This is a genomic window from Pseudomonas sichuanensis (assembly GCF_024749065.1).
Taxonomy (GTDB): domain Bacteria; phylum Pseudomonadota; class Gammaproteobacteria; order Pseudomonadales; family Pseudomonadaceae; genus Aquipseudomonas; species Aquipseudomonas sichuanensis.
Window position 1 is genome coordinate 2431340 of the sequence record NZ_CP087185.1, and the last position, 25519, is coordinate 2456858.

General features: G+C 67.8%; 7 protein-coding genes. 2 read left to right on the plus strand and 5 right to left on the minus strand.

From position 1 onward, the window contains the following. The first annotated feature begins 4 nt into the window (after nt 1-4). The gene (locus tag LOY51_RS11225) at nt 5-16177 is read left to right on the plus strand and encodes a non-ribosomal peptide synthase/polyketide synthase (protein WP_258646211.1); all 16173 of its coding nucleotides are present in this window, start codon (nt 5-7) and stop codon (nt 16175-16177) included. A 56-nt stretch (nt 16178-16233) separates the two neighbouring features. Continuing rightward, nucleotides 16234-17193, plus strand: a complete 960-nt coding sequence (locus tag LOY51_RS11230) for an alpha/beta hydrolase (protein WP_258646212.1) — start codon at nt 16234-16236, stop codon at nt 17191-17193. Between the two features lie 334 nt (nt 17194-17527). On the opposite strand, the gene LOY51_RS11235 is transcribed toward LOY51_RS11230, so the two are convergent. The 5 genes from LOY51_RS11235 to pvdN all read right to left on the minus strand — a co-directional run bounded on the left by LOY51_RS11235 (nt 17528) and on the right by pvdN (nt 25515). Continuing rightward, the gene (locus LOY51_RS11235; RefSeq protein WP_258646213.1) at nt 17528-20002 is read right to left on the minus strand and encodes a TonB-dependent siderophore receptor; all 2475 of its coding nucleotides are present in this window, start codon (nt 20000-20002) and stop codon (nt 17528-17530) included. Nucleotides 20003-20220: 218 nt separating this feature from the next. After that, nucleotides 20221-21873, minus strand: a complete 1653-nt coding sequence (locus tag LOY51_RS11240) for a cyclic peptide export ABC transporter (RefSeq protein ID WP_258646214.1) — start codon at nt 21871-21873, stop codon at nt 20221-20223. 12 nt (nt 21874-21885) lie between these two features. Then, nucleotides 21886-23229, minus strand: coding sequence for a lysine N(6)-hydroxylase/L-ornithine N(5)-oxygenase family protein (locus tag LOY51_RS11245; protein ID WP_125463693.1), 1344 nt, complete (start codon nt 23227-23229; stop codon nt 21886-21888). Between the two features lie 110 nt (nt 23230-23339). Then, a complete protein-coding gene (gene pvdO, locus LOY51_RS11250) occupies nt 23340-24224 on the minus strand; it encodes a dihydropyoverdine dehydrogenase (RefSeq protein ID WP_125463694.1) in 885 nt (294 codons plus the stop codon). A gap of 13 nt (nt 24225-24237) precedes the next feature. After that, complete coding sequence (pvdN, locus tag LOY51_RS11255; protein WP_258646218.1) at nt 24238-25515, minus strand: pyoverdine-tailoring periplasmic protein PvdN; 1278 nt, start codon at nt 25513-25515, stop codon at nt 24238-24240. Nucleotides 25516-25519 lie beyond the last annotated feature (4 nt).

The window sequence follows — 25519 nt, forward strand, 5'->3', positions numbered from 1 at the left end:
GGACGTGCAAGAGTTGATCGGTGCGGTTGGAGCGTTGTCGGCCAAGGAACGGAAGGCCCTGGCCAGGATGCTCAAGGAAAAGGGGATCGACCTCTTTGCTGTCGCACCGGTGTTCAAGCGCGACCCGCAGGCGCCTTTACGTTTGTCTTACGCCCAGCAGCGCCAGTGGTTCCTCTGGCAACTGGACCCACATAGCGCTGCCTACAACATTCCCACCGCCCTGCGCTTGCAGGGCGAACTCGATCATGGCGCCTTGCAAGCGGCGTTCGATGCCTTGCTGGCGCGCCATGGCGCCTTGCGCACCGGCTTCGTCGAGGAACAGGACCAGGTGCTGCAGTTCATCCGCGAGCCGCAGCCGTTCGCCTTGCCGCTGCAAACCCTGCAACCCTTTGAGGCGCCCCAGGCGCGTATCGAGCAGCTGCTCGGCCAGTGCCTGAACCAGCCGTTCGACCTGCGCCGCGAGCCGCTGCTGCGCGCCGCGTTGCTGCGCACCGGCGAGCGCGAGCACGTGCTGGCCCTGGCCATGCACCACATCGTCTCCGACGGCTGGTCGATGCAGCTGATCGTGCGCGAGCTGATGCAGTGCTACGCAGCCTTCAGCCGCGGCGAGCAGCCGGTATTGGCGCCGTTGGCCATCGACTACGCCGACTATGCCGCGTGGCAGCGCGAGTGGATGGAGGCCGGCGAGCGCGAGCGCCAGCTGGCCTACTGGGTCGAGCAACTGGGCCGCGAGGCGCTGGTGCTGGAATTACCCACCGACCGCCCACGGCCGCTGCGCCAGTCGTTCCGCGGCGCGCGCCTGGACATCCAGATTGATGCCGGGCTGGCCGAAGGCCTCAAGCAACTGGCCCAGCGCAGCAACGTGACCCTGTTCATGCTGCTGCTGGCCAGCTTCCAGACCCTGCTGCACCGCTACAGCGGGCAAACCGATATCCGTGTCGGCGTGCCGGTGGCCAACCGTACCCGGGTGGAAGTGGAAGGGCTGGTGGGTTTCTTCGCCAACACCCAGGTGCTGGCCGCCAGGTTCGATGCCTGCGACGGCTTTGCCGACCTGCTGGGCCAGGTCAAGGCCCGGGTGCTGGGCGCGCAATCGCACCAGGACCTGCCGTTCGAGCAGTTGGTCGAAGCCTTGGCGCCTGAGCGCACCCTGAGCCACAACCCGCTGTTCCAGGCCATGTTCAACCACCAGGGCAGCAGTGCCGCGCAGGCCCCCGCCGGCGGCGGCCTGGGCCTCACGGCCGAGGTGATCGAGCGCGAGGGCTGCACCGCCCAGGTCGACCTCACCCTGGCCACCGAAGAGCATGCCCAGGGCCTGGCCGCCAGCCTTACCTACGCCACCGACCTGTTCGATGCCGCCAGCGCCGAGCGCATGGCCCGGCACTGGGTCAACCTGCTGCGCGCCGTGGTTGCGGCGCCGCAGGGCAAGCTGGGTGAGTTGGCGATGCTCGGCGCCGACGAGCGTGAGCGTATCGTCGGGCAGTGGAACGCCACCGCCGATGCCAGCTTCCCGCTCGATCAGCCCGTGCAGCGCCTGATCGAAGCCCAAGTGTCGCGTACCCCGGATGCCCCGGCCCTGCAACTGGGTGAAGAGGTGCTCAGCTACGCCCAGCTCAACGCCCGGGCCAACCAGCTGGCGCGCCACCTGGTGCACCTGGGCGTCGGTCCGGACTGCCTGGTGGGCATCGCCCTGGAGCGCAGCGTGGAGATGGTCGTCGGCCTGCTGGCAGTGCTCAAGGCCGGTGGCGCCTACGTGCCGCTGGACCCGGAGTACCCCACCGACCGCCTGGCCTACATGATCGAGGACAGCGGCGTGCAACTGCTGCTGACCAGTGCCGCGCTGCTGGAGCGCCTGCCGGTGCCGGCGGGGGTGAGTTGCCTGAGCCTGGATACCCTGGCCCTCGGCCACCTGGCCGAGGACGACCTGGGCGTGGCGGTGCAAGGCGAAAACCTCGCCTACATGATCTACACCTCCGGCTCCACCGGCCGCCCCAAGGGCGCGGCCAACCGCCACCGGGCCCTGACCAACCGCCTGTGCTGGATGCAGCAGGCCTATGGCCTGGATGCCAGCGACGCGGTGTTGCAGAAGACCCCGTTCAGCTTCGACGTTTCGGTGTGGGAGTTCTTCTGGCCGCTGATGACGGGCGCGCGGCTGGTGCTGGCCCGCCCGGGCGAGCACCGCGACCCGGCGCGCCTGGTGCGCCTGATCAACGACCATGGCATCACCACGCTGCACTTCGTGCCGTCGATGCTCCAGGCGTTCATGCTCGACCCCCAGGCCGGCAGCTGCCAGGGGCTCAAGCGCATCATCTGCAGCGGCGAGGCGCTGGCGCTGGACACCCAGCAGCAGGTGCTGGCCCAGCTTGGCCAGGCCGGCCTGTACAACCTGTACGGCCCGACCGAGGCCGCCATCGACGTTACCCACTGGACCTGCCGCGAGCAGCACCAGCACAGCGTGCCGATCGGTGAGCCGATCGCCAACCTGTCCACCCACATCCTTGACGCCGGCCTCAACCCGGTGGCGGCCGGTGTGGTCGGCGAGCTGTATCTGGGCGGGGAAGGCTTGGCGCGGGGTTACCACCAGCGCCCAGGCCTGACCGCCGAGCGTTTCGTCGCCAGCCCGTTCGGTGCCGGCCAGCGCCTGTATCGCACCGGTGACCTGGCGCGTTATCGCGCCGACGGGGTGATCGAGTACGCCGGGCGCATCGACCATCAGGTCAAGATCCGCGGCCTGCGCATCGAACTGGGTGAAATCGAGGCGCGTCTGCAAGAGCAGGCGCAGGTGTCCGAATGCGTGGCGATTGCCGGGCAGGGCGCTGCCGGCGTGCAGTTGCTGGCCTACGTGGTGCCCAGCGACCCGGCCATGGCCGGCGCCGAGGCGGCGGTGCAGCGCGCACTGGTCGACCAGCTCAAGGCGGCGCTGGGGCAGAGCATGCCCGACTACATGGTGCCGGCGCACATGATCCTGCTGCCAAGCATGCCGCTGTCGCCCAACGGCAAGCTCGACCGCAAGGCGCTGCCGGCTTTCGACCAGCGTCAGGTGCAAGCGCTGTACCGCGCGCCGCAAACCGAGCGCGAGCGCAGCGTGGCGGCCATCTGGCAGCAGCTGCTGGGCTGCGAGCAGGTGGGCCTGGATGACGACTTCTTTACCCTGGGCGGGCATTCGCTGCTGGCGACCCAGTTGGTCTCCCGCGTGCGTCAGGCGCTGGCTATCGATGTACCGCTGCGGGTGCTGTTCGAACACAGCCAGTTGCAGGCCTTTGTCGGCGCATTGGCGCAAGGCGAGCGCCGCGAGGTGGATGCCATCCCGGCATTGCCACGGGATACCGGGCTGGCGCTGTCCTATGCCCAGGAGCGCCAGTGGTTCCTCTGGCAGTTGGAGCCGCACAGCACCGCTTATGTGATCCCGATGGTCCTGCAACTGCAGGGCGAACTGGACGTGGCCGCACTGGGCCAGGCGTTCCAGGCGCTGTTCGAGCACCATGAAAGCTTGCGCACCTGCTTCCAGGAGCAGGACGGCCAGTGCGTCCAGGTGTTCCATGACGGCGTGCGGTTCCCGCTGCCTGTGCAGCACTTGCCTGCCGGTGCCGAGGAGCAGGCGGCCATCGCGGCCTTCGTCGGCGAACAGGTCGGCCGGCCGTTCGACCTGCGCGGCGACCTGCTGATGCGCGCCGCACTGCTGCAACTGGCGCCGCAGCGCCATGTGCTGGTGGTCACCCAGCACCACATCGTCTCCGATGGCTGGTCGATGCAGGTGATGATCGACGAGTTGCTGCACTGCTACGGTGCCGCCCGCGCCGGGCAGCCGGTGCAGTTGCCGGCGCTGGCGATCCAGTACGCCGACTACGCCGCCTGGCAGCGCCAGTGGATGGACGCTGGCGAGCGTGAGCGCCAGCTGGACTACTGGAAAACCCACCTGGGCACAGCGCCCGTGGTGCTCGAGCTGCCTACCGACCATGTGCGCCCGGTGCAGCAGAGCCTGCGCGGTGCGCGCCTGGAAGTGCCGGTGGATGCGGCGCTGCACCAGCGCCTCAAGGCGCTGGCCGAGCAGCAGGGCAGCACCCTGTTCATGCTGCTGCTGGCGGCCTACCAGACCCTGCTGTTCCGCAGCAGCGGCCAGCCGCGCATCCGCGTCGGCGTGCCGATCGCCAACCGCAACCGCCTGGAAACCGAGCGCCTGATCGGCTTCTTCGTCAACACCCAGGTGCTGCAGGCCGACCTGCGCGGCGAGGACAGTTTCCTCGACCTGCTGGCGCAGGTGCGCCAGGCCACGCTGGCGGCCCAGGACCACCAGGACCTGCCGTTCGAGCAACTGGTCGATGCCTTGCAGCCCGAGCGCAGCCTGAGCTACAGCCCGCTGTTCCAGGTGATGTTCAACCACCAGGCCGAACATGCCGGCGCCGCCCAGGCGCCACGTGCCCTGGCCGGCCTTGAGGTGCGCAGCCTGGGCTGGTCGGGTGACGACGCCCAGTTCGACCTGACCTTGAGCACCCACGAAAGCCCCGGGCAACTGGCGGCCTCGTTCACCTACGCCACCGACCTGTTCGAGGCGGCGAGCGTGCAGCGCCTGGCCGGCCACTGGCTGGGCCTGCTGGCGCAGATCGTCGAGCGGCCCGAGGCCGCCCTGGGCGAGCTGCGCCTGCTGGACGCCGCCGAACAGGCGCGCCTGGCCAGCTTCAACCCGGCCCGTGAGGCCTATGCAAGCGAACTGTGCATCCATCAACTGATCGACCGCCAGGCGGCCGAGGCGCCCCAGGCGCTGGCCCTGATCGATGGCGAACGGCGCCTGGACCACGCCTGGCTGCAGGCCCGCGCCAACCGCCTGGCCCACCACCTGGTAGCGCTGGGGGTCGGCCCGGAAGTGCGGGTGGGCGTGGCCATGCCGCGCAACGCCGAGCTGCTGGTGGCCCTGCTGGCGGTGCTCAAGGCCGGTGGCACCTATGTGCCGCTGGACCCGGACTACCCCCGTGACCGCCTGGCCTACATGCTCGAAGACAGTCAGGCCCGCGTGCTGCTGACCCAGGCCGGGGCGCTGGATGGCGTGCCGCTGGAAGGGCTGGCCACGGTGCTGGTCGGTGAAGATGACGCTGCCCTGGCCGCCTACCCGGACACCGCGCCCGTGGTGGCGGTGCGGCCCGACAACCTGGCCTATGTGATCTACACCTCCGGTTCCACCGGCAAGCCCAAGGGCGTGGCGATTGCCCACCGCAACGTGGCCGCGCTGGTGCACTGGTCGGCCGGGGTCTACCCGCGCGAGGCGATCCGTGGCGTGTTGGCCTCGACGTCGGTGTGCTTCGACCTGTCGGTGTGGGAGCTGTTCGTCACCCTGGCCAACGGTGGCCACCTGATCCTGGCGCGCAACGCCCTGGAGCTGGGCAGCCTGCCGGCACGCGCCGAGGTGCGCCTGGTCAACACCGTGCCCTCGGCCATTGCCGCGCTGCTGCGTGCCGGTGACATTCCGGCGGGGGTCAAGATCGTCAACCTGGCGGGCGAGCCGCTCAAGCAGGAGCTGGTCGACAGCCTGTACGCGCTGGGCAGCCTGGACCATGTGTACGACCTGTACGGGCCATCGGAAGACACCACCTATTCGACTTACTGCCGCCGCGAGGCCGGTGGGCAGGCCAGCATCGGCCGGCCGCTGTGCAACAGCCAGGGCTACCTGCTGGATGATCAACTGCATCCGGTACCGGTCGGTGTCGCTGCCGAGCTGTACCTGGCCGGTGACGGGGTGACTCGTGGCTACCTGCTGCGCCCGGGGCTGACTGCTGAGAAGTTCGTGCCCAACCCATCGGGCGCTGCTGGTGAGCGGATGTACCGCACCGGCGACCTGACCCGCTACCGCGAGGACGGCCAGCTGGAATACATCGGCCGGGTTGACCACCAGGTGAAAGTGCGTGGTTTCCGTATCGAGCTGGGCGAGATCGAAACCCGCCTGCAACAGCAGGCCGGCGTGCGCGAGGCGGTGGTGCTGGCGGTGGAAGGTGCCAGCGGTCATCAGCTGGTCGGCTATCTGGTGGCCAATGCCACGCTGGACAGCGAGCAGGTGAAAGCCGCGCTGCGCGAACAGCTGCCTGAATACATGGTGCCTGCGCACCTGCTGCAACTGCCGGCGCTGCCGCTGACCCCCAACGGCAAGCTGGACCGCAAGGCCCTGCCGCTGCCGGACCTGGAGGCGGCGCAGGCCGACTACCAGGCCCCGGCCACTGACCTTGAACAACGCATCGCGGCGATCTGGCAAGACGTGCTCAAGCTGGAGCGCATCGGTGCAAGGGACAACTTCTTCGAGCTGGGCGGCGACTCGATCATCTCGTTGCAGGTGGTGAGCCGGGCACGCCAGGCGGGGATTCACTTCACGCCCAAGCAGCTGTTCCAGCACCAGACCGTGCAGGGCCTGGCCGCAGTGGCCAGCCTCGACGGCAGCGGCCTGCAAGTAGCGCAGGGCCGGGTCGAAGGGCCGACGGCGCTGCTGCCGATCCATCGGGTGTTCTTCGACGAGGTGCAGGTCGAGCGCCATCACTGGAACCAATCGGTGCTGCTCAAGCCGCAGCAGCCGTTGGATGCCGATCGCTTGGAACAGGCGCTGGCGGTAGTACTGGAACACCACGATGCGCTGCGTTTGGGCTTTGTCGAGGCGCAGGGCCAGTGGCAGGCGACCTACCACGGCCTGCCTGAAGGCAGCGTGCTGTGGCGCCGCGAGGTGGCCGATGCCGCCGCGCTGGAGGCATTGGGCCGTGAAGCCCAGGCCAGCCTGGACCTGGCCAGCGGCCCGCTGCTGCGGGCGGTGCTGGCCGAGTACCAAGGCGAACAGCGGCTGCTGCTGGTGATCCATCACCTGGCGGTGGACGGTGTGTCCTGGCGGATCCTCTTCGAGGACCTGCAACAGGCCTACGAGCAAGGCGCGCAAACCCAACTACCAACACGTACCAACAGCGTCCGCGACTGGGCGGGGCAACTGCAGGACTACGCCCGAGGCGACGCAGCACCGCAACTGGATTACTGGCAAGCGCAACTGCAAGGTGCCGACACCGACCTGCCGTGCGAACGCCCTGACGGCAGCCTGGCCAACCAGCACGGCCGTTCGGTGGCCACCCAGCTGTCGCGGGAAACCACCCGCAAGCTGCTGCAAGAGGCCCCGGCGGCCTACCGCACCCAGGTCAATGACCTGCTGCTGTGCGCCCTGGCCCGGGTTATCGGGCGTTGGAGCGGGCGTGACGACACGCTGATTCAACTGGAAGGGCACGGCCGCGAGGCGTTGTTCGACGCGCTGGACCTGACTCGTACGGTAGGTTGGTTCACCAGCCTGTTCCCGGTTCGTCTGGGCCGCTGCGAGGCACTGGGCAGCAACCTGCGCCTGGTCAAGGAGCAACTGCGAGCGATCCCGGACAAGGGCCTGGGCTGGGGCGCACTGCGCTACCTGGGCGACGACAGCGTGCAGGCCAACCTGGCAGCTCTGCCGGTGCCGCGCATCACCTTCAACTACCTGGGCCAGTTCGACGGCAGTTTTGCGGCCGAGGACGGCGCTCTGTTCGTGCCGGCCGGCGAGGCCGTGGGCCCGGACCAGAGCCCGTTGGCGGCACTGGGTAACTGGCTGACGCTCAATGGCCAGGTGTACGGCGGCGAGTTCAGCATGGGCTGGCGCTTCAGCACGCAGATGTTCGACGAAGCCACGGTGCAGCGCCTGGCGGATGACTATGGTCGCGAACTGGAAGCCCTGGTGGAGCACTGCTGCACCTTGCAGGAGCGCTCGGCGACGCCGTCGGACTTCCCGTTGGCCGGCCTGGACATGGCCGGGCTGGACAGCCTGCCGGTGCCCCTGGCGCAGATCGAAGACATCTACCCGCTGTCGCCGATGCAGCAGGGCATGCTGTTCCACACCGTCTACGAGCACAGCGGCGACTACATCAACCAGATGCGCCTGGAGGTCGAAGGCCTGGAGCCTGCGCGCTTCGCGGCGGCCTGGCAGGCCTGTGTCGATGACCATGACGTACTGCGCAGCAGCTTCCTCTGGCAGGGCCTGGAGCGCCCGCTGCAGGTCATCCGCAAGTCTGTGCGCCTGAACCTGCGCGAGCTCGACTGGCGCGACCGCGCCGCCGACACGGCCGCGCTCGACCAACTGGCCGCCGACGAGCGTGCCCAGGGTTTCGACCCGGCCGAACCGCCCTTGCTGCGCCTGTTGCTGGTGCGCCTGGGCGAGCAGCGCCACCACCTGATCTACACCAGCCACCACATCCTCATGGACGGCTGGAGCAACTCGCGCCTGATGGGCGAGGTGCTGCAACGCTACCGTGGCCAGGCCGTGCCGGCCCAGGCGGGGCGTTACCGCGACTACATCGCCTGGCTGGGTGCCCAGGACCCGGCGGCCACCGAGCACTTCTGGCGCGGGCAAGTGGCGGGGTTGCAAGTGCCGACCCGGCTGGCACGGGTATTTGGCGACCTGCCGCAAGGCGAGGGTGGCCAGGTCGAGCTGTACACCGGCCTGGATGCCCAGCAAACCCAAGCCCTGAGCGAATTTGCCCGCCAGCACAAGCTGACCATGAACACCCTGGTGCAGGGTGCCTGGGCCTTGCTGCTGTCGCGTTACACCGGCCAGCAGCACGTGGCCTTCGGTGCCACCGTGGCTGGCCGACCGGCCGAGCTGGTCGGCATCGAGCAGCAACTGGGCCTGTTCATCAACACCCTGCCGGTGGTGGTCGACGTCGAGTCGCAGCAGCCGCTGGGCGAGTGGCTGGCGCAGTTGCAACTGCGCAACCTGGCCTTGCGTGAGCACGAACACACCGCGTTGTTCGATGTACAGCGCTGGGCGCAGTTGGGCGACAACCTGTTCGATACCTTGCTGGTGTTCGAGAACTTCCCGATCTCCGAAGCCCTGCAGCAGGCCGCGCCGGACAGCCTGCGCTTTGGTGAGGTGCACAACCACGAGCAGACCAACTTCCCGTTGACCCTGATGGTGGTGCATGCCGAAGAGCTGGTGCTGCACCTGAGCTTCGACAGTCGCAGCTTCCCCGAGCAAGGCATGCGCCGGCTCGGCGAGCAGCTCAGCGGCCTGCTGGCCCGGTTGCCGGCACAGTTCCACCTGCCCTTGGCCGAACTGCCGAGCCTGGAGGCGGCTGAGCAGGCGCGCCTGGCCGGCTTCAACCCGGCCCGTGAAACCTATGCAAGCGAGCAGTGCATCCATCAGCTGATCGAGCGCCAGGCGGCCCAGACGCCCCAGGCGCTGGCCCTGATCGATGGCGAGCGGCGCCTGGACCACGCCTGGCTGCAGGCCCGCGCCAACCGCCTGGCCCACCACCTGGTGGCGCTGGGGGTCGGCCCCGAGGTGCGGGTGGGCGTGGCCATGCCGCGCAACGCCGAACTGCTGGTGGCGCTGCTGGCGGTGCTCAAGGCCGGTGGCACCTATGTGCCGCTGGACCCGGACTACCCGCTCGACCGCCTGGCCTACATGCTCGAAGACAGCCAGGCGCGGGTGCTGCTGACCCAGCCGGGTGTGCTCGAAGGCATTTCCCTGGATGGCCTGACCACGGTGCTGGTGGCCGAGGACGACGCGCCGTTGGCGCACTATCCGGCGAGCGCGCCGGTCACCCGGGTGACTGCGCAGAACCTTGCCTACGTGATCTATACCTCCGGTTCCACCGGCAGGCCCAAGGGCGTGGCCATCACCCACCGCAACATCGTGGCCCTGGCGCACTGGTCCGCCGGCATGTACAGCCATGACCAGATCCAGGGCGTGCTGGCCTCGACTTCGGTGTGCTTCGACCTGTCGGTATGGGAGCTGTTCGTCACCCTGGCCAACGGCGGTTACCTGATCCTGGCGCGCAATGCCCTGGAGCTGGGCAACCTGCCGGCGCGGGCCGAGGTGCGCCTGATCAACACCGTGCCCTCGGCCATCGCCGCGCTGCTGCGTGCCGGCGACGTGCCGGCCGAGGTGGACATCGTCAACCTGTGTGGCGAGCCGCTCAAGCAAGGGCTGGTCGACAGCCTGTACGCGCTGGGCACCCTGGACCACGTGTACGACCTGTACGGCCCGTCGGAAGACACCGTCTACTCCACCTTCAGCCGCCGCCTGCAGGGCGGGGTGCCGAGCATCGGCCAGCCGATGTGCAACAGCAGCGCGCTGCTGCTGGACGACCAACTGCAGGCCGCCCCCGTGGGCGTTGCCGCCGAGCTGTACCTGGCCGGTGACGGCCTGGCCCGTGGCTACCTGCTGCGCCCGGGGCTGACCGCCGAGAAGTTCGTGCCCAACCCATCGGGCGCTGCTGGCGAGCGCATGTACCGCACCGGCGACCTGACCCGCTACCGCGAGGACGGCCAGCTGGAATACATCGGCCGGGTTGACCACCAGGTGAAAGTGCGTGGTTTCCGTATCGAGCTGGGCGAGATCGAAACCCGCCTGCAACAGCAGGCCGGCGTGCGCGAGGCGGTGGTGCTGGCGGTGGAAGGTGCCAGCGGTCATCAGCTGGTCGGCTATCTGGTGGCCAATGCCACGCTGGACAGCGAGCAGGTGAAAGCCGCGCTGCGCGAACAGCTGCCTGAATACATGGTGCCAGCGCATCTGCTGCAACTGCCGGCGCTGCCGCTGACCCCCAACGGCAAGCTGGACCGCAAGGCCCTGCCGCTGCCGGACCTGGAGGCGGCGCAGGCCGACTACCAGGCCCCGGCCACTGACCTTGAACAACGCATCGCGGCGATCTGGCAGGACGTGCTCAAGCTGGAGCGCATCGGTGCGCGGGACAACTTCTTCGAGCTGGGCGGCGACTCGATCATCTCGTTGCAGGTGGTGAGCCGGGCGCGTCAGGCGGGGATTCACTTCACGCCCAAGCAGCTGTTCCAGCACCAGACCGTGCAGGGCCTGGCCGCAGTGGCCAGCCTCGACGGCAGCGGCCTGCAAGTAGCGCAGGGCCGGGTCGAAGGGCCGACGGCGCTGCTGCCGATCCATCGGGTGTTCTTCGACGAGGTGCAGGTCGAGCGCCATCACTGGAACCAGTCGGTGCTGCTCAAGCCGCAGCAGCCGTTGGATGCCGATCGCTTGGAACAGGCGCTGGCGGTAGTACTGGAACACCACGATGCGCTGCGTTTGGGCTTTGTCGAGGCGCAGGGCCAGTGGCAGGCGACCTACCATGGCGTGCCGGCCCACAGCGTGCTGTGGCGCCGCGAGGTGGCCGATGCCGCCGCGCTGGAGGCATTGGGCCGTGAAGCCCAGGCCAGCCTGGACCTGGCCAGCGGCCCGCTGCTGCGGGCGGTGCTGGCCGAGTACCAAGGCGAACAGCGGCTGCTGCTGGTGATCCATCACCTGGCGGTGGACGGTGTGTCCTGGCGGATCCTCTTCGAGGACCTGCAACAGGCCTACGAGCAAGGCGCGCAAACCCAACTACCAACACGTACCAACAGCGTCCGCGACTGGGCGGGGCAACTGCAGGACTACGCCCGAGGCGACGCAGCACCGCAACTGGATTACTGGCAAGCGCAACTGCAGGGTGCCGACACCGACCTGCCGTGCGCACGCCCTGACGGCAGCCTGGCCAACCAGCACGGCCGTTCGGTGGCCACTCAGCTGTCGCGGGAAACCACCCGCAAGCTGCTGCAAGAGGCCCCGGCGGCCTACCGCACCCAGGTCAACGATCTGCTGCTGTGCGCCCTGGCCCGGGTCATCGGGCGTTGGAGCGGGCGTGACGACACGCTGATCCAATTGGAAGGGCACGGCCGCGAGGCGTTGTTCGACGCCCTCGACCTGACCCGCACCGTGGGTTGGTTCACCAGCCTGTTCCCGGTGCGTTTGGGCCGCTGCGAGGCGCTGGGCAGCAATCTGCGCCTGGTCAAGGAGCAACTGCGAGCGATCCCGGACAAGGGCCTGGGCTGGGGCGCGCTGCGCTACCTGGGCGAGGATGCCGTGCAGGCCGAGCTGGCAGCGTTGCCGGTGCCGCGCATCACCTTCAACTACCTGGGCCAGTTCGACGGCAGTTTTGCGGCCGAGGACGGCGCGCTGTTCGTGCCGGCCGGCGAGGCCGTGGGCCCGGACCAGAGCCCGTTGGCGGCACTGGGCAACTGGCTGACGCTCAATGGCCAGGTGTACGGTGGCGAGTTCAGCATGGGTTGGCGCTTCAGCACGCAGATGTTCGACGAAGCCACCGTGCAGCGCCTGGCGGATGACTACGGTCGCGAGCTGGAAGCCCTGGTGGAGCACTGCTGCACCTTGCAGGAACGCTCGGCGACGCCGTCGGACTTCCCGCTGGCCGGCCTGGACATGGCCGGGCTGGACAGCCTGCCGGTGCCCCTGGCGCAGATCGAAGACATCTACCCGCTGTCGCCGATGCAGCAGGGCATGCTGTTCCACACCCAGGAAAGCAGTGGCGCCGACCTGTACATCAACCAGATCAGCGTGCCGGTGCAAGGGCTCGACCTGCCGCGCTTCGAGGCGGCCTGGAACCAGGTGATCGCCCGTCACGAGATCCTGCGCACCGGTTTCTGCGCCGCCGCGACCCTCGCCCAGCCGTTGCAGCTGGTGCGCCGCGAGGCCAGGCTGGCGTTGCAGGTGATCGACTGGCGCGACCGCGAGGCCGACCCGGAGGCGCTGCAAGCCGTGGCAGCGGCTGAATGTGCCAAGGGCTTCGACCTGCTGCAGGCGCCGCTGACCCGGATCACCCTGGTGCGCACCGCCGAGGACGCCTACCAGCTGATCTGGACCAGCCACCATATCCTGATGGACGGCTGGAGCACCTCGCGCCTGCTGGGCGAAGTGTTCCAGGCCTACGCCGGGCAGGCACTGCCGGAGCGCCAGGGGCGCTACCGCGATTACATCGACTGGCTGCAGCGCCAGTCGGCCGAGGCCGACGAGCAGTTCTGGCGTGCACGCCTGGCCGACCTGGACGGGCCGACCCTGCTGGCCGGCACCCTGGCGCCACAGCCGGCACCGGGCGAAAGCGGCCATGGCGCGCTGTACCTGAACTGGGACGCGGCCGCCACGGCGCGCCTCAAGGCCCAGGCCCAGCGCTTGCGGGTGACCAGCAACACGCTGATCCAGGCCACCTGGCTGCTGCTGTTGCAGCGCTACAGCGGGCAGTCGAGCGTGTGCTTCGGCGCTGTGGTGGCGGGCCGTCCGGCCAGCCTGGCGGGGGCCGACGAAATGCTTGGCCTGTTCATCAACACCTTGCCGATCGCCCAGACCCTCGACCCGCAATTGTCGGTGGGCGAGTGGCTGACGCAATTGCAGGCCTACAACCTGGAGGCCCGCGATCACGAGCACGCGTCGCTGGCGGATGTCCAGCGCTGGTCAGGGCAGGGCGGGCAGGCGCTGTTCGACAGCATCGTGGTGTTCGAGAACTACCCGATCGACGAGCGCCTGGCCGATGCCGGTGACGATCAGTTGCGCTTCGGCGAGGTCAAGGGCCGCGACGTGACCAACTACGCCATGGACCTGGCGGTCAGCCTGGGCAGCACGCTGTCCATCGAGTTCCTCTACCTGCGCGAGCGCTTCACCGAAGCGGCCTGCGCCCAGGTGATGAGCAGCTTCGAAGTGCTGCTGCTGGCCATGCTCGACGATGCCCAGGCGACCCTGGGCAGCCTGGGCGTGCTCGATGCCCAGGCCTGTGATGGGTTGCAGCGCGGTAACGTGCTGGCCGCCGGCGAACCTGAGCCGCTGCTGGTGCATGCCATTGCCCGCCAGGCCGCCCTGCGCCCTGATGCCGAAGCCGTGACCTGCGCAGGCCAGAGCCTCACCTATGGGCAGCTCGAGCAACGCGCTGCGGCACTGGCCACACGCCTGCTGGCCGCCGGCGTCGGGCCGGAGACCCGCGTGGGTGTGGCGCTGGAGCGCTCGGTGCAGATGATCGTGGCCTTCTATGCGGTGATGAAGACCGGTGCGGCCTATGTGCCGCTGGACATCGACTACCCCCGTGAGCGCCTGGACTGGATCATCGAGGACTCGGCGATGAGTGTGCTCATTACCGAGAGCCGCGTCAGTGCCCGCCTGGGCGACACGGCGGTGGCGCTGTGCATCGAGCTGGACACCGTGTCGCTGCCGAGCGCCGCGCAGGCGGTGGTGTCGAGCGCACGCCCGGGCAACCTGGCCTACCTCATCTACACCTCGGGTTCCACTGGCAAGCCCAAGGGCGTGGCGGTGTCCCAGGGTGGTATCGCCATGCATTGCGCGGCGATCGCCGAGCGTTACGAGATGGGCCCGCACACCCGTGAGCTGCTGTTCATGTCGTTCGCCTTCGACGGTGCCCAGGAGCGTTGGCTGTCGACCCTGCTGCGCGGTGGCTGCCTGGTGCTGCGCGACAACCAGCTGTGGACCGCCGAGCAGACCTGGCAGGTGCTGCACGAGCAGGCCATCACCATCGCCTGCTTCCCGCCGGCCTACCTGCAGCAGCTGGCCGAGTTCGCCGAAGGCCGCCAGCCGCCGGCGGTGGACATCTACTGCTTTGGCGGTGACGCGGTGGCCCAGGCCAACTTCGACCTGGTGCGGCGCAATCTGCGCCCGCGCTGCCTGACCAACGGCTACGGCCCGACCGAAACGGTGGTCACGCCGCTGCTGTGGAAGGTCGCTGCCGACGCCCGTTGCGAGGCTGCCTATGCGCCGATCGGCACCCGGGTCGGCGAGCGTACGCTGTATGTGCTCGACACCCACCTCAACCCGCTGCCGACCGGCGTGGCCGGTGAGCTGTACATCGGTGGCGAGGGCGTGGCGCGGGGTTATCACGCCCGCCCGGGGCTGACCGCCGAGCGTTTCGTGGCCGACCCGTTCAGCGCCGGTGGGCGCCTGTACCGCACCGGTGACCTGGTGCGCCAGCGGGCCGACGGGGTGTTCGACTACCTCGGCCGCCTGGACAACCAGGTCAAGGTGCGCGGCTTCCGCATCGAGCTGGGCGAGATCGAAGCGCGCCTGCGCCAGCAAGCGGGGGTGCGTGACGCGGTGGTGATCGCCCGTCGCGAGGACAGCGGCGACCAGTTGCTGGGCTACGTGGTGACCGCAGCAGATGGCCCGGCGGAGCAGGCCCTGCGTGAAGCGTTGCAGGCGCAGCTGCCGGACTACATGGTGCCGAGCCGGATCATCGTGCTCGACGCCTTGCCGCTGAACCCCAATGGCAAGGTCGATCGCAAGGCCCTGCCACAGCCGGGCGCCAGCGAACGCCATTATCAGGCGCCGCGCAACCTCGCCGAACAGGCGTTGGCGGAGGTCTGGCAAGAGGTGCTGGGGGTCGAGCGGGTTGGCGTGACCGACAACTTCTTCGAGCTGGGCGGCGACTCGCTGCGCATCCTCAAGGTGCTCGGCAAGCTGCGCGGGCGCAGCGACCTGGGCCTGGAACTGAAGCTGCGCGACCTGATGACCCGACCGACCATTGCCCAGCTCAGTGGCTATGACGAGCAGCAGGAGGCCGTGCTGGACCCGCTGCTGTTGCTCAACAGCCCAAGCCCGGCGCGCCCGGCGCTGTTCTGCCTGCACGCTGGCTTCGGCACGGTGTTCGACTACGAGCCGCTGGCTCGCCAGCTGGAGGGGCGCCACAGCGTCTATGGGTTGCAGTGCCGCATGCTGCTGGACCGTGACTGGCAGGATGATTCGCTGCAGGGCATGGCCATCGACTATGCCCAGTACATCCGCCAGAAGCAGGCCGATGGCCCGTACCTGCTGCTGGGCTGGTCGCTGGGTGGCACGCTCGCGGTGCTGGTGGCCGAAGAGCTGCGGCGCCAGGGCCAGGAGGTCGGCTTCGTCGGCCTGGTCGACAGCTTCATCCCGGGGCAGGGCGCCAGCCTGGTCAGTGATGACGAGGAACTGCGCAGTTTCCTGGCCGTGACCCTGCAGTGCGACGCCGAACAGTTGCCGGCCGTGGTTTGCCCGCAGCCGTTGCAGGTGACGCCACTGGCCGAGACGATCGGCCAGGTGCAGGCACAGCTGGCCAGCGCCACGGGCTTCGATGCCCAGGACCTGGCCCAGGGCTTCGTGGTGGCCATGCGCCTGAAAGCGCTCAGCGAACAGCAGGGCGACTTGCCTACGCTGGATGTGCCAATCCACTGCTGGTGGGCCGGTGACGCGGCCAGCCAGGCGGCGGTGGCGGCGTTCGAGGCCGGGCTTGGCCAGGTGGCGCAACGTCACTGGCTGAACACCACGCACTTCGCCATCCCACGCCATGCGGCCCTGATGAGGGCTGTGCATGAGTACCTTGGCAGCCTCGAGACCATCGCCGGCTGATACCCCCGGGCCCTGTTTACAGGGCCCGGTTCTTTTCATCGTTGAAGGATTGAATGATGCCTGTGCATCCTGACCTGGCCGTGTTCCTCGAACTGGCCGAACTGGGCCGCCTGAGCGGCGCCACCCGTGCTTTGCACGAACTGCCTGTAGACCAGGCGCGCGAGGTGTTCGAGCAGGCCTCGGACATTCTCGACCCGACCCCGCCGGGCGACCTGCAGGTGACCGCCCACGAAGTGCTGCTGGACGATGGCCAGGTGCTCGCTGCGCGGCTGTACCGGCCACAGGGCGCTCAAGGGGCGCTGCCGGTGATCTTCTACCTGCACGGTGGCGGTTACGTGGTCGGCAGCCTCGATTCCCATGACTCGATCTGCCGTCGCTTGGCTGCCGGTGGGCGCTTTGCGGTGTTCGCGCCGGCCTATCGGCGTGCCCCGGAGCACCCGTTCCCGGGGCCGCTGGACGACGTGCGCGGTGCGGCCAACTGGCTGGCCGGGCAGGCCCAGGCCCTGCAACTGGACGCTGGGCGGGTGATCTTTGCCGGCGACAGTGTCGGCGCCAGCCTGGCCACGGTGCTGGCGATCATCGCGGCACGCGAGCCCGAGCGCCTGCAACTGCAGCCCAAGGGGCAGCTGCTGCTGTACCCGGTGACCGATATCAGCCGTGAACGTGCTTCGCATCAGCAGTATGCCGAGGGCTATCTGTTGGAGACCGAGACCCTGCGCTGGTTCTACCAGCAGTACCTGGGGACTGTGGGGCGTGCCGATGACTGGCGGGTGTCGCCGTTGTTGCAGGCCGACCTGAGCGGCCTGGCGCCGGCCTACCTGGCGGTGGCCGAGTACGATCCGCTGTTTGATGAGGGTTTGGCGTACGCCCAGGCGCTGCGTGAGCAGGGCAATGCATTGACGCTGCAGGTGGCCGAAGGGCTGACTCACGACTTTTTGCGGATGTCGGGCATGGTGGAAGAGGTTGGGGCGATTTATGCCGGGCTGCTGGAGTGGGCGTCGGCCAGGGTGGCTTGAGGGATAGCGCAGCTTTTCAGATCGTGGGGCTGCTTTGCAGCCCATCGCGGCACAAGGCCGCTTGTATGGTGATACTCGAAGGGGTGGTGGCCTGATGGTATCCGGGGGATGCAACTGATGTGAGTCAGGTGGGGGCGCTACGCGCCCCATCGCTGGCAAGCCAGCTCCCACAGGATTGCGTATGGCTTGAGGTCAGCGCGGTCGGGGTGGGAGCTGGCTTGCCAGCGATGCGCCGCACGGGCGGCGCTCGATCTGATAGGCGCCGCTAAAACATCGGCGAGCACTGGGTAAGGAAGCCCCCTGCCTCAGGCAGGGGACCGGTGACGCGGGGGATTTACCACTTGTAAGTCAGTTCGGCGACCACGCTGCGGCCTTCACCCAGGTTGCACGCCTGGTAGAAGAAGCAGGAGGCCACGTAGTACTTGTTGGTCAGGTTGTTGACGTTGACGGCGGCCTGGGCCCCGCGCAGGCTTGGGTCGAGCTTGCCCAGGTCGTAACGCACGGCAGCGTCATACAGGGTGTAGGACGGCACCTTGAAGGTGTTCATGCTGTCGCCGAAGGTCCAGCCGGTGTAGCGCACGCCGGCACCGACGCTCAGGCCCTGCAGCGGGTCGAACGGGATGGCGTAGTCAGCCCACAGCGAGGCCAGCTTGGCGGGTGCCTTGAACGGGCGCTTGTCTTCGTTGCCGTCGTTGCTCTTGGTGACTTTCACGTCGCTGTAGGACAGCGAGCCGGTCAACTTCAGGTCGTCCATCACGGTGGTGATGGCTTCCAGTTCCACACCCTTGGAGCGGATCTCGCCGGTCTGGATGCTGTTGAACAGGTCTTGCGGGTCGGTGGTGACCGCGTTCTGCTTGGTCAGGTCGTAGACCGACAAGGTGATCTGGGTGTCGGTGCCTGGTGGCTGGTAGCGCACACCCACTTCGTACTGCTTGGCGGTTTCCGGTTCGAATGGCTTGCTGCCGCGGGCAGGGCCGGTGGTGCCTACGACCGGGTTGAACGACTCGCTGTAGCTGACGTACGGCGCAAAGCCGTTATCGAACAGGTAGACCAGGCCGGCGCGGCCGGTGAAGTCCCGCCAGTGCTGGTCGGCCGTCTCGATGTCGGTGAAGCGGTCTTCGGTCTGGGTGCGTGCGCGGTCTTCGCGGCCGCCCACGGTCAGCACCCAGCGGTCCCACTTGAGCTGGTCCTGGAAGTAGTAGCCGACCTGGGTGCTGCGCTGCAGGTTGTTGACCCAGCTGGCGTTGACCGAGGTGTCCACCGGGCTGCCGTAGGTCGGGTCGAACACGTTGATCGGGGTGGCATTGCCCCAGCGCTCGTTACGCACCGACTTGCTCCAGCTGTAGTCGATGCCGAACAGGGCGGTGTGGGAGATCGGGCCGGTGTCGAAGCTGGCCTGCAACTGGTTGTCCAGTGCCAGGTGGCTGCCGTAGGCGTGGCGGATCTGCCACTGGCGGTTGATCGATGCACCGGGCACGCCATCGGGGCCGGTGATCAGGCCGGTCGAGCTCAGGCCGAAGGCGCGCGCCAGGTAGTTTTCCTGGTTGTCGAAGTCGCTCCAGCGCACGTTCTGGCGCACGGTCCAGGTGTCGTTGAACTCATGGCTGAACTCGTAGCCCAGCGAGGTGCTTTCGACTTCCTCGAAGTCGAAGCTCGGCTCGCCGACGAAGCGGTCCATGGGCACCTTGCCGTACGGGCTGGAACCGTTGACGGCGGCCCAGGGGATGGTGGTCGGGGCCAGGGCCTTGTTCTTCTGGTACGACGCCAGCACGGTCAGGCTGGTCTGGTCGTTGGGGCGCCAGGTGAAGCTGGGGGCGATGTAGCCGCGATCGTCGTCGGTGTGGTCGTACAGGCCATCGGCCTCGCGGCCCAGGCCGACCAGGCGGTACATCATGGTCTTTTCGTCGTTCAGGGCGCCGCTGACATCGAACTTGGCCTGGCGGCGGTGGCCGGTGCCGGCGGAAAGGCCGAACTCGCCACGGTCATAGTCGGTGGGGCGCTTGGAGATCGAGTTGACCATGCCGCCGGGATCGGCCTGGCCGTACAGGATCGAGGTCGGGCCTTTGAGCACTTCGACGCGCTCCATGCCGTACGGCTCTTCGCTGAACATGCCGAAGAAGCCCAGCGGGCGCAGGCGCAGGCCATCGCGGTAGGTGAAGGAAATGGCGTAGCCGCGCAGGTAGATGTTGTCGGCGGCGTTGTTGGCGCCGCCGGAGTCGGAACGCACGCCGGAGGTGTAGCGCAGTGCCTCGTCCAGGCGCTGCACGCCCATGTCGTCCATGCGCTCGCGGGTCACCACCGAGATGGCCTGGGGGTTTTCCAGCATCGAGGTGTCGGTCTTGGTGCCGGTGGCGGTGCGGCGGGCGACGTAGCCCTTGGTTTCACCCCACGGCGAGTCGTCGACGCGGGTGGAGGACACCACGCTGGCGTCCAGGGTCATGGCGCCGGCGTTGTCCTGGCCGAGCACCGTCAGGGTGCTGCCGTCGAGGGTGTAATGCAGTTGGGTGCCGCCCAGTAGTTGGCGAACGGCCTGGTCCACGCTGAGCCGGCCACGTACGCCCGGGGTGCTGAGGTTGCCGAGGGTGTCGGGGCTGTACAGCACCTGCAGGCCGGTCTGGTCGGCCAGTTGCATCAGCGCGCTGGCCAGGGACTGTGCGCCGATGCTGAATTCGTAGGTCTGGCTCTGTGCCTGGGCTGCCAGCGAGGTCCCGAGTGCCGAGACCATCACAGCGGCAGGCAGACCCAGGGACAGGGAGCGTCGGAGGTACAAGGCGCGGGCAAGCGGTGAAAGGGTAGGGCGGGACTGCACGTGTGGATGCTCCGGTATGTTAAGTGGGAATAGTTTTTATTAGCTTTCAATGAAACGAACGAGCGATGAAAAACCGGATGGATTTGTGAAAAAAAAATGAAAAGAGCCGAAATGAGGGTGGCGTGACGGCGCCGGTGTTCGCCGGCAAGCGGTCTAGCGCAGTGGTTGCAAGGGGGAGGTGGGGCTGCCAGGCAGCCCCGGGAGAAGGCCTGCGGGGGTCAGGCGGTTTGTGCGTCGGCGAGCACTTTGCCGCGCTCCAGGCGCAGCAACTGGTCGGCCACCGGGAAGTAACGGTCGTCGTGGGAGATGACGATGATGGTCTTGCCCAGGCGTTTGAGGTCGGGCAGCAGCTCGGTGTAGAACACCTGCCGGAAGGTCGGATCCTGGTCGGCGGCCCACTCGTCGAACACCAGCACCGGGCGCCCTTCCAGCCAGGCGTTGAGCAGGGCCAGGCGCTTGCGCTGGCCGGTGGACAGGTCGGTGGTGCTGAAGGCGCCGTCGAGCAGTTGCACCTTGTGCGCCAGTTGCAGGCGTGCCAGGTACTTCTGCGCATCGTCCGGGGTGGCCTGTGCACCGCCGATGACTTCGTCGAACAGGTAGTAGTCGGCGAACACCGTGGTGAACAGCTGGCGGTAATCGTCACGGTTGCTGGCCACCACGGGCTGGCCATTGACCGCGACATGCCCTTGGTGGGGTTCGTAGAGCCCCAGCAGCAGCTTGATCAGGGTGGTCTTGCCACAGCCGTTGCCGCCGACGATGAACAGGATTTCGCCGGGTTTGACCTTGAAGCTCACCGGCCCGACCGTGAACGGCTCGACGCCGGGGTTGGTCGGGTAGGTGTAGGTGACGTCGACCAGTTCCAGGCTGTGCAGTGCCTTGTCGTTGGCCTGGGGGGCGTTTTCCAGCAGCAGGTGCGGCTCGGGCGAACTGAACCGCTGCGACAGCTCGGCGATGCGGCGCAGGGCGATCTGTGCCTTGCTGATGATCGGCAAGGTGGTGATCAGGTGCTCCAGCGGGCCTTTCATGTACAGCAGCACCAGGACGAAGCCGCTGATCACCGACTTGTCGTTGGCCGGCCACAGCGACTGCAGGGTCAAGGCCAGGCCGATGACCAGGAAGAACAGCATCGAGCCCAGGCTCTTGGCGATCACGAAGGTGTTGATCGAGCGCACCTGGGTATCGCGGATGCCGTCGGCGGTCTCGCGGATGCCGTGGTTGAGCATGCGCTGGCGACGGGTGCGGTGGATGCGCAGCTCCTTGGCGCCCTCGGCGATGGCCTGGTAGTGCTTCTGCAACTGGTCCTCGGCGTCGCGGGCGGCGACGAAGCCGCGGATGCCGCGGGCCCGTGCGGCGTACTGGATGACGCTGCCGACACCCACGGCCAGCAGCACCAGCAGGAACATCGGCAGCGACAGGTAGGCCAGGTAGCCCAGGCAGCCCAGGGTCACGGTCAGGGAGATGGCCAGCGGGGCGAACACGTAGGCGAAGTCGCTGACCGTGTCGACGTCATGGGTGAGCACCGGGATCAGCCGATGGCTGCGGTACTGCTCGATCTGCTCGATCGGCGCGGCCAGCACTTTCTCGCCCAGCTGCTTGCGCAGCGCGGCGATCACATGCTGGCCCACATAGTTGGTGCCGATGTCCGAGCAGATGCTGCTGACCAGCGCCACCACGCACAGGCCGATGAAGGCCAGCACCACGCCTTGCTGCAAGCCGCCGTCGCTGTGCAGGCCATTGTTGATGGTGGCAAGCAGCGCGGTGATGCTCAGGCCGCCGAGCATGCCCAGCAGGGTGGCGATGGTCACCGTCGGCCAGAACGGGCGCAGCAGCCCCAGCAGTTGGCGCAGCGCCCCGGGAGGTTGAGGACTCATGGAGGCTTCCTGTCAGGCGCGGGTGAGGGCAATGGCGGCTGCGTGCAGGGGCACGGCCTCGGCGTGCTGCGCCAGCGCCTTGTACAGCGATTCGCCGATTTCCGCCGCGCGGCTTGGCAGCACCGACAGCAAGGTGTCGCTCAGGCCGTGGCTGGTTTCGCAGAAGCCTTGCAGGTACACCGGCGCCTGCAGCTCGGCGTTGCTCAGGGCGCGGTAGTCGCGCTCGACGCTGAAGTCCTGCAGGTAGCCTTGCAGCGGGGCCAGCAGGTCACGGTGCGAACGGCGCTCGTAGCCGGTGGCGAGGATCACCGCGTCGTAGCGGTGGGTCTGCGACTGCTGGGTGGCCAGGTCCTGCAGGGTCAGCTCGATGCCTTCGGCGGTGGCGGTGGCGGCCTGCACCTGGCGGCGGCAGAGCACGGCGTGGCGGTACTGGTGGGCGACCTTCTGGCGGTAGAGGATGCCGTAGATGCGTTCGAGCAGGTCGATGTCGACCACCGAGTAGTTGGTGTTGTGGTACTCGGCGATCAGCTTCTGGCGGTCGGCCTGTTCCTGGTTGAACACCAGGTCGGTGTAGTCCGGGGCGAAGATCTCGTTGACGAACGGGCTGTCGTCGGCGGGCTTGAGGGCGCTGGAGCGCACGATCATGTCGACCTTGACCGAGGGGAAGCTGTCGTTGAGGTCGATGAAGGCCTCGGCGGCGCTCTGCCCGGAGCCGACGATGGCGATGCGCATCGGCTTGCCCTGGTTGCAGGGCAGGGTGGCCAGGCTGCTCAGGTAGGTGGAGTGGTGGAACACCCGTGGGTCATCCTTGAAGGCGCGGAAACTGTCCGGGACCTTGGGCGTGCCGCCGCTGCCGACTACAACCGCGCGGCTCAGGCGGGCGTGTTCGCGACCCTGGGCGTCACGCGAGATAACCCGCAGCTGGCGCACTTTGCCGGCGTCCAGCACTGGCTCGATGCGGGTCACTTCTTCACCGTACTGGGCCTGGGTGGCGAAGTGCTCGGCGGCCCAGCGCAGGTAATCGTTGTACTCCAGGCGGCAGGGGTAAAAGGTGCCCAGGTTGATGAAGTCGGCCAGGCGCTGCTTCTGGTGCAGGTAGTTGACGAAACTGTAGGGGCTGGTGGGGTTGCGCAGCGACACCAGGTCCTTGAGGAAGGAGATCTGCAGCTCGCTCTGGGTGGCCAGGGTGTTGCCGTGCCAGCGGTAGTCGCTCTGTTTGTCGATGAATAGTGCATCGAGGGCGTGGCCGTGGGTTTCGGCGAGTTCTTCCAGGGCAATGGCCAGGGCCAGGTTGGAAGGGCCGAAGCCCACGCCGATGAGGTCGTGGACCTGCTGGGGGGAATGGGGCTGGCTCATGCTATCGGTTCCTTGAGGTGGCGGGGGAGGCCTTTGGCGCTCACCCCGGGCTGCGGGAGTACATCGATAGAACGAGAAGCGGTGGGGACAATTTAGCGTGGGCCAGGCCCTCAGAGTTCGCGTACGACCCTGAAACCCAGCCAGTCGCCGGGCCGCCGGGGGACCATCACGTTGCGGTTGCCGGAACGGGAGAAGATTGGTGCTTCGCCCCAGTCGTTGCCGCGCACCTGCACCAGTTCGCAACTGTCCGCGCTGCGGGTGGAATGACCCCAGGCGCTACCGTCGGTGGGGGCGCCGACATAGTTGTCGTGCAGGCAATCGGCGACCCATTCGTAGACATTGCCGTGCATGTCGTACATGCCGAAGGCGTTGGGCGGGAAGCTGCCCACCGGTGAGGTGAAGCTGTAGCCGTCCTTGGGCCCGTAGACGTTGGCGTGCTGGCTGATTTCGTAGTCGGCGCCTGGGTCGAGGGGGAAGGGGAACGGGCCGGTACTGCCGGCGCGGGCGGCGTATTCACGTTCCGCTTCGCTGACCATGCGGTAGGTCTTGCCGGTCTTCTTCGACAGCCACTCCACGTAGTCCTGCACGTCGTAGTAGGTCATGCACACCGCCGGCTGCCGCGGGCCCTGCTTGTAGGTCGGCTTGCTGGCGGTGCACTTGCGCCCGGGGCGTACGTCGCCGTCATGGATCACGGCGCCGCTCTGCTTGATGTAGGTGTCCCACTCCTCGGCGGTGACCTGGAAGCGGCTCATGGCGAACGACTTGGCGAAGGTCACCTTGTGCATCGGGCCTTCGTCGTCCTGGCGGCCCTGTTCGTCGTCGGGGGTGCCCATCATGAAGCTGCCGGCCGGTAGCACGACCATCTCCGGGCAGGCGCCGGTGCAGTCACGGAACACCGTGCCGGGCGCGGGCGCCGGGGTGGTGGTGGCCAGGGCCGGCAGGCTGCAGGCGGCGAGCAGGGCGGCAAGGGTGAGGCGAGGCAAGGCAGTGTGCATGAAAGATCCTTTTCTAGAGTTGCTGGGTGACCAGGGCCATGACCCGGTCAATCTGCTGCTCGTCATTGAGCAGCCCCGGGGCCAGGCGAATGACCGGGCCGACTTCGCGGTACACCGCATCGCACATGACCTTGTTGGCGATCAGCTGCGCGGCGAAGGCGTCGGGGTCCTTGCCGGGCACGCGGAAGAAGGTGAAACCGGCGGAGAACTCGGGGCTGCGTGGCGTCACCAGTTCGATCTGGCGGTGTTCGGCCAGGCGCTCCTTGAGCAGGCTGTTGAGCTGGTGGATGCGCGCCTGGACGTCGGCCTTGCCCAACTGCAGGTGCAGCTTGAAGGCCTCGCTGGTGGCCCAGCGGTGCTCGAAGGCGTGGTAGCCGCCGGGGGTCATGATGGTGGCGAAGTCTTCGTCGCGGGAGAAGGTGGCGACGCTGGGGGTGAGGTGCTCCATGCCGGTGGACGCGGCGCAGATCAGGCCGGTGCCGCGGGGGCCGAACATCCACTTATGGGTGCCGGCGATGAAGTAGTCGCAGTTGAAGTCGGCGAAGCGCGCGTTCTCCACGCCGAAGCCGTGCACGCCGTCGACCACGTAGAGGATGCGCTCGGCTTCGCTGCGGTTGCGGTTGTGCCGGCGCAGCAGTTCGCCGATCTCGCCCACCGGCAGTTTGACGCCGCTGCTGGAGTGCACCCAGGTCATGCCGAGTACCCGGGTTTCGGGGCGGATGCTCTGGTCGATGGTGCTCAGCACCTGGTCGGTGGAGACGTTCCAGGGTTTGTCGAACAGGCGGATCTTGCGGACCTGGGTGCCTTGACGGCGGCTGCGGAACTCCAGGGCTTTGTAGGCCGAGTAGTGCTCGTGCTCGGTGATCAGGATTTCCTGTTTCGGGCCTACCTGCAGGCCGCTGTAGATCATCGCCAGGCCTTCGGTGGTGCTGCCGGTCAGGGCGATCTGGCGGGGCCCGACTTCCAGGTAGCGACCGGCCCATTCGCGTACTTCGTCCTCGCGCTGCCATTCGTACTGGCTGTTCCAGTCCATCAGGGCGGCGGGGTTGCGGTCGAGGTCGGCGCGGTGGCGGTCGATGGCCGCCTGCACGGGGCGGGCGTGGGCGGTGATCAGGAAGTTGGCGAAGTGCAGGGTCTGCGGGTCGAGCGGGAACAGCTCGCGCAGGTTGCGCCATTTGTCGGCGCCGGCCAGCGGCTTGGCGCTGCCGGCCGGTGCCTGGGCGTGGGCGAGCAGGGGCAGGCCGGCGGCTAGGACGCCGGCTTGCTTGAGGAAACTGCGACGGTTGGTCATGAAG

Coding starts and splice junctions, on each gene's coding strand:
- LOY51_RS11230 (WP_258646212.1), top strand. CDS start 16,234: ATGCCTGTGCATCCTGACCTGGCCGTGTTCCTCGAACTGGCCGAACTG.
- LOY51_RS11240 (WP_258646214.1), bottom strand. CDS start 21,873: ATGAGTCCTCAACCTCCCGGGGCGCTGCGCCAACTGCTGGGGCTGCTG.
- LOY51_RS11245 (WP_125463693.1), bottom strand. CDS start 23,229: ATGAGCCAGCCCCATTCCCCCCAGCAGGTCCACGACCTCATCGGCGTG.
- pvdO (WP_125463694.1), bottom strand. CDS start 24,224: ATGCACACTGCCTTGCCTCGCCTCACCCTTGCCGCCCTGCTCGCCGCC.
- pvdN (WP_258646218.1), bottom strand. CDS start 25,515: ATGACCAACCGTCGCAGTTTCCTCAAGCAAGCCGGCGTCCTAGCCGCC.